This window comes from Pseudomonas sp. W2Jun17 (assembly GCF_023127795.1).
GTDB classification, from domain to species: domain Bacteria; phylum Pseudomonadota; class Gammaproteobacteria; order Pseudomonadales; family Pseudomonadaceae; genus Aquipseudomonas; species Aquipseudomonas synxantha_A.
The window spans coordinates 1-6,270 of the sequence record NZ_SPKO01000019.1; the positions used below are offsets into that span (position 1 = coordinate 1).

At 62.9% G+C, this 6,270-nt stretch carries 2 protein-coding genes; both read left to right on the forward strand.

What is annotated here, in order from left to right; genetic code table 11:
• Window positions 1-1,112, forward strand: a 1,112-nt coding sequence (locus tag E4O98_RS27715; protein ID WP_348984632.1) for a phosphopantetheine-binding protein, incomplete at its 5' end; no start/stop codon positions are given.
• A gap of 3 nt (window positions 1,113-1,115) precedes the next feature.
• On the forward strand, window positions 1,116-6,270 hold a 5,155-nt coding region (locus tag E4O98_RS11915), incomplete at its 3' end, for an amino acid adenylation domain-containing protein (RefSeq protein ID WP_348984633.1).

Here is a 6,270-nt window from a genome sequence, read left to right on the forward strand (position 1 = left end):
TCCCGCCGGTGTACCTGCAACAGTTGGCCGAACATGCCGAGCGCGACGGCAATCCACCGGCGGTGCGGGTGTATTGCTTCGGTGGTGATGCCGTTGCTCAAGCCAGCTATGACCTGGCTTGGCGTGCACTCAAACCAACGTATTTGTTCAACGGCTATGGCCCGACCGAAACCGTGGTTACGCCGTTGCTGTGGAAAGCGCGCAAGGGTGACCCATGCGGCGCTGTCTACGCACCCATCGGCACCTTGCTCGGCAACCGCAGCGGTTACGTGCTGGATTCGCAACTCAATCTGCAACCCATCGGCGTGGCAGGCGAGTTGTACCTGGGCGGCGAGGGCGTGGCCCGGGGTTACCTGGAGCGCCCGGCACTGACTGCCGAGCGTTTCGTGCCGGACCCGTTCGGCAAACCGGGCAGCCGTGTGTACCGCAGCGGCGACCTGACCCGTGGGCGTCCGGATGGGGTGGTGGACTACCTGGGGCGTGTCGACCATCAGGTGAAGATCCGCGGTTTCCGTATCGAGTTGGGTGAAATCGAAGCGCGTTTGCGCGAGCAGGTCAGCGTCGGTGAAACCGTGGTAGTGGCTCAGGAGGGCCCGACCGGCAAGCAGTTGGTGGCCTATGTAGTACCGGCAGATGTCAGCCTGGCAGACCCCGCCGAGTTCCGCGATGCCCTGCGGCGAGCCTTGAAAGCCGACCTGCCGGACTACATGGTGCCCAGCCACTTCGTATTCCTGGCGCAAATGCCGCTGACCCCCAACGGCAAGCTCGACCGCAAGGGGTTGCCATTGCCGGATGCGAGCCAGATGCAGCAACAGTACGTGGCCCCGCAAACCGAGCTTGAACAACAGATCGCTGCGATCTGGGCCGACATCCTGAACCTGCCGCAAGTGGGCCTGAACGACAACTTCTTTGAAGTCGGCGGCCATTCCTTGCTGGCGATCCAGATCACCTCCCGGGTGCAAGCCGAATTGGGCCTTGACGTGCCGCTGATGGAACTGTTCCAGACCGATTCGCTGCGTGCCTACGTGCAGGCGGCAGCCACTTTCCGCGCCGGCAGCGTGGAAGATTTTGATGGCCTGCGTGACTTTTTGAGCGAACTAGAGGCGATTTGAACCATGCTTTCCAACCCTAATATCGACTTGGTGTCGCGCTTTCTTCGCTTGCCTCTGGAGCAGCGCCAGCAGTTTTACCAGCGCCTGCAAAGCCGGGGCATGAGTTTCGCTCAACTGCCGATTGCCTCGATCCGCGAGGACGGCCAACATCTGCCGCTGTCCTACGCTCAAGAGCGCCAGTGGTTTCTTTGGCAACTGGATCCGGACAGCACCGCCTATCACATCCCCGGCGCCCTGCGTCTGCACGGGCACTTGGACCTGGCGGCATTGCAGCGCAGTTTCGACAGCCTGCTGGCCCGGCATGAGAGCTTGCGCACACAACTGGTCGAGGACGGCGAACGCCTCTGGCAAGCGGTGATGCCCCAGGCGCGGGTGCAGATCCACCAGGCGCGTATCGACGAGGCACAGTTGATGGCGCGGGTGGAAGCCGAAGTCGCACGGCCGTTCGATTTGCACCAGGCGCCGTTGTTGCGCGTGACGCTGCTGCAACTGGCCGAAGATGAACATGTGCTGGTGATGGTGCAGCACCACATCGTCTCCGATGGTTGGTCGATGCAAGTGATGGTCGAAGAGCTGGTGCAGTTCTACGCCGCTCACAGTCAGGGCCATGATTTGCAACTGCCTGAGCTGCCGATCCAGTACGCCGACTACGCCCTGTGGCAACGAGGCTGGATGGAGGCCGGAGAGCAGGCGCGCCAGTTGGCCTATTGGCAGGCCCTGCTGGGCGGCGAGCAGCCGGTGCTTGAGCTGCCGTTGGACCGCTCGCGTCCGGCGCAGCAAAGCCATCGCGGTGCAAGCGTGCAGGTGCATCTGCCACCGGCTCTGGTGGCCGGTCTCAAGCGCCTGGCGCAGCAGGAGGGTGTAACGGCGTTTATGCTGTTGCTGGCGTCGTTCCAAGCCCTGTTGTATCGCTACAGCGGGCAGTCGGACATTCGTATTGGCGTGCCGAATGCCAACCGAAACCGTGTCGAAACCGAGCGGCTGATCGGCTTCTTCGTCAATACACAGGTGCTCAAGGCTGACCTCGACGGGCAGATGAGCTTTGCCGAACTGCTGCAACAAACCAAGCGTCGCGCCCTGGAGGCCCAGGCCCATCAGGATCTGCCGTTCGAACAACTGGTGGTGGCGTTGCAGCCCGAACGCAGCTTGAGCCACAACCCATTGTTCCAGGTGATGTTCAACCACCAGACCGATGCCCAGGGCGGCCGCGAAGGCCAGCAGTTACCTGGCCTGCGTGTGGTGGAACTGGATTGGGACAGCCCGACCACCCATTTCGATCTGAGCCTGGATACCCATGAATCCGCCGAGGGCCTCTGGGCTGCGCTGACCTATGCCACTGACTTGTTCGACGCCGCTACCGTCGAGCGCTTGGCGCAGCACTGGCAGCACGTGTTGCAGGCGGTGGTGAACGCACCGCGCAGCCGTCTCTGCGAGCTGCCGATGCTGAGTGCCGTGGAGCAACAGGTGATGCTCCAGGATTGGAATGCTCCGGCGTGTGCCACCACCCTGCACGCGGTGCACCGGCTGTTTGAAGCCCAGGCCGACCGGCAGCCAGGCCGCCAGGCCCTGGCCCTGGATGACCAGGCCCTCAGCTATGGCGAACTGAACCGTCAGGCCAACCGCCTGGCGCATTACCTGCTGGCCCAGGGCATCGGCCCTCATGGGCCGGTGGGGATCTGCATCGAGCGCTCCTTTGCCATGGTGGTCAGCTTGCTGGCGGTGCTCAAGACGGGCGCAGCCTATGTGCCGTTGGACCCTGAGTACCCGCGCGAACGCCTGGTGCATATGCTTGAGGACAGCGGCGTCGGCCTGGTGTTGACTCAATCCCACCTGCGCGGGCGCCTGCCGTTGCCGGCTCATGTGTCGTCCGTGGATATTGATCTGGCCCCATTGGCGCAGTGCTCCGAGGACAATCTACCGACTGATGTCGAGCCCCAGAGCCTGGCGTACGTGATCTACACCTCCGGCTCCACCGGCAAGCCCAAGGGGGTTGCCATCAGCCATGCTGCCCTGAGTGAGTTCGTTGGCATCGCGGCGGATTACTCGCAACTGGTTGCCCAAGACCGGGTGTTGCAGTTTGCCACCCTGAACTTCGACGGTTTTGTCGAGCAGTTGTACCCGGCCCTGACCCTCGGTGCCACCGTAGTACTGCGCGGCCCGCAACTGTGGGACGGTGCCGAGCTGTATCGGCAGATCATCGCCCAGGGCATCACCTTGGCCGACTTGCCCACGGCCTACTGGAAGCTGTTCCTGCAAGACTGCCTGGCAGCGGGCCCGAGGTCTTATGGTGCCTTGCGCCAGATCCATATCGGCGGCGAAGCCATGCCGTTGGATGGCCCACTCCTGTGGCAGCGCGCAGGGCTTAGCCATGTGCGCTTGCTCAACACCTACGGGCCTACCGAGGCCACTGTGGTCTCCAGTGTGCTGGACTGCACCGACGCGAGCGCCGTCAGCGCCGCCGGTGCCAGCCCGATTGGCCGGGCGCTGCCAGGGCGTGGTCTGTATGTGCTGGACCGCGACCTGAACTTGCTGGCGCTGGGCGCAGTCGGTGAACTCTATATCGCCAGCGCCAGTGGCTTGGCCCGCGCTTATTTACAACGGCCGGGCCTGACTGCCGAACGTTTCGTCGCGGACCCGTTCGGCGCGGCAGGCGAGCGCCTGTACCGCACGGGCGACCTGGCGCGTTATCGCGCCGACGGCGTGGTGGAGTATGTCGGGCGGGTCGACCACCAGGTCAAGATCCGTGGTTTCCGCATTGAACTGGGTGAGATTGAAAGCGTACTGCTGGCTCAGGACAGTGTGCGTGAAGCCTTGTTGCTGGCGGCTGACAACCAACTGGTGGCCTACCTGGTGCCGGCGCAGACGCTGTCTGAAACCGAGCGCGCGGAGGCTGGCGAACAACTGATGCTGACCTTGCGTGAACACCTGCCGGACTACATGGTGCCAGCGCACCTGATCTTCCTCGACCACATGCCTTTGAACCCCAACGGCAAGCTGGACCGCCAGGCGCTGCCCAAACCCGAAGCCGCCGCCTTGCAACAGGACTGGCTGGCGCCGGTCACGCCGTTGCAGCAACAGGTGGCAGCGATCTGGGCGGATATCCTCGGCGCCGAGCACGTGGGCCTGAACCAGCACTTTTTCGAACTGGGCGGGCATTCGCTGTTGGCGATGCAGGTGGTATCACGGATTCGCCAGACCCTGAGCCTGGAAGTGCCGCTCAAGGCCGTGTTCGAACACCCACGCCTGGAGGCATTTGTCACCGCCTTGCAGGCCCAGGACAGCCCGATGCCGACGGCGCCACCTCTGCTGCCGGCGGGCCGCGAGCAGCCGTTGCCGTTGTCTTATGCCCAGGAGCGTCAATGGTTTCTGTGGCAACTGGAGCCCCAGAGTGCGGCGTATCACATCCCCAGTGCATTACGCTTGAAAGGGCAGTTGGATCTAGGCGCGCTTCAGCACAGTTTCGATAGCTTGCTGGCGCGCCATGAAAGCTTGCGCACCCATATTCGCCAGGATCACGACGGCGCGGTGCAAGTGATTGAACCGCAGGTGGCCTTGCCGATCACCCAGACTGATGTCGATGAGGCCCAGCTTCAGGCCCGGGTAGAAGCGTTGATTGCCCAGCCGTTCGACCTGCAGCAGGGCCCGTTGCTACGCGTGACGTTGCTGCGCCTGGCCGCCGACGAGCATGTGTTGGTGCTGGTGCAGCATCATATCGTCTCCGATGGTTGGTCAATGCAGTTGGTGGTCGAGGAGTTGGTGCAGTTGTATGCCGGTTACAGCCAAGGCCAGGATGTGCCGCTACCGGTGTTGCCGATCCAGTACGCCGATTATGCCGTATGGCAGCGTAACTGGATGGACGCCGGCGAGAAGCAACGTCAACTGGCCTACTGGCGTGAGCTGTTGGGCGGTGAGCAGAGCGTGCTGGAGTTGCCGTTCGACCACCAGCGCCCGGCGGTGCAGAGCCACCGTGGCGCGCGCCTGGCCTTCGAGCTGGCGCCCGAACTCACTCAGGGCCTCAAGGTGTTGGCGCAAGAGCAGGGCGTGACCCTGTTCATGTTGATGCTGGCATCGTTCCAGACTTTGTTGCACCGCTACAGCGGCCAGGAAGAAATACGCGTCGGTGTGCCGATTGCCAACCGCAATCGCAGCGAGACCGAGCGGCTGATCGGCTTTTTCGTCAACACTCAGGTGCTCAAGGCGGATGTGCATGGGCAGATGAGTGTCGAGCAGTTGTTGCAGCACGTTCGGCAACGCGCGGTCGAGGCCCAGGCCCACCAGGACTTGCCGTTCGAACAACTGGTGGAAGCTCTGCAACCTGAGCGTAGCCTGAGTCACAACCCGTTGTTTCAGGTCATGTTCAACCACCAGACCGATGTCGGCCAGGTCCAGGTTCAGCGCCAATTGCCAGCGTTGCAGGTGCAAGGGCTGGAGTGGGAAAGCAAGACCGCTCATTTCGACCTGGACCTGGATATCCAGGAGTCTACCGAAGGCATATGGGCCACCCTGGGTTATGCCCAGGACCTGTTCGAAGCTGGCACTGTGCAACGCATGGCGCGCCACTGGCAGAACCTGCTGCAGGGGATGGTTGCCAACCCGCGGCAGCAGCTCAGTCAGTTGAGCTTGCTGGACGCGGCCGAACAACAACAGATCCTGCAACTCTGGAACCGCACGGATTCTGGCTTCTCGGCCGAGCGCTGGGTGCACGAATTGTTTGCCGATCGCGCCCGGGAAAACCCGACGGCGGTGGCGGTGAAGTTCGACGCGCAAACCCTGAGCTACGCCGAACTGGATCGCCAGGCCAACCGTCTGGCTCATGCCCTGATTGCCCGTGGCGTCGGCCCGGAAGTGCGCGTGGCCATTGCCATGCCGCGCAGTGCCGAAATCATGGTGGCGTTCCTGGCGGTGATGAAAGCCGGTGGCGTGTATGTGCCGCTGGATATCGAGTACCCCCGTGATCGCTTGCTCTACATGATGCAGGACAGCCGCTCGAAATTGCTGCTGACCCATTCGGCAGTGCAGCAGCGGTTGCCGATCCCGGAGGGCCTGGAAGCCTTGGCGGTGGATCAGGTACACGCCTGGTCAAGTTATAGCGAAACAGCACCGAATGTGGCGCTGGACGGCGACAACCTCGCCTACGTGATCTACACCTCCGGTTCCA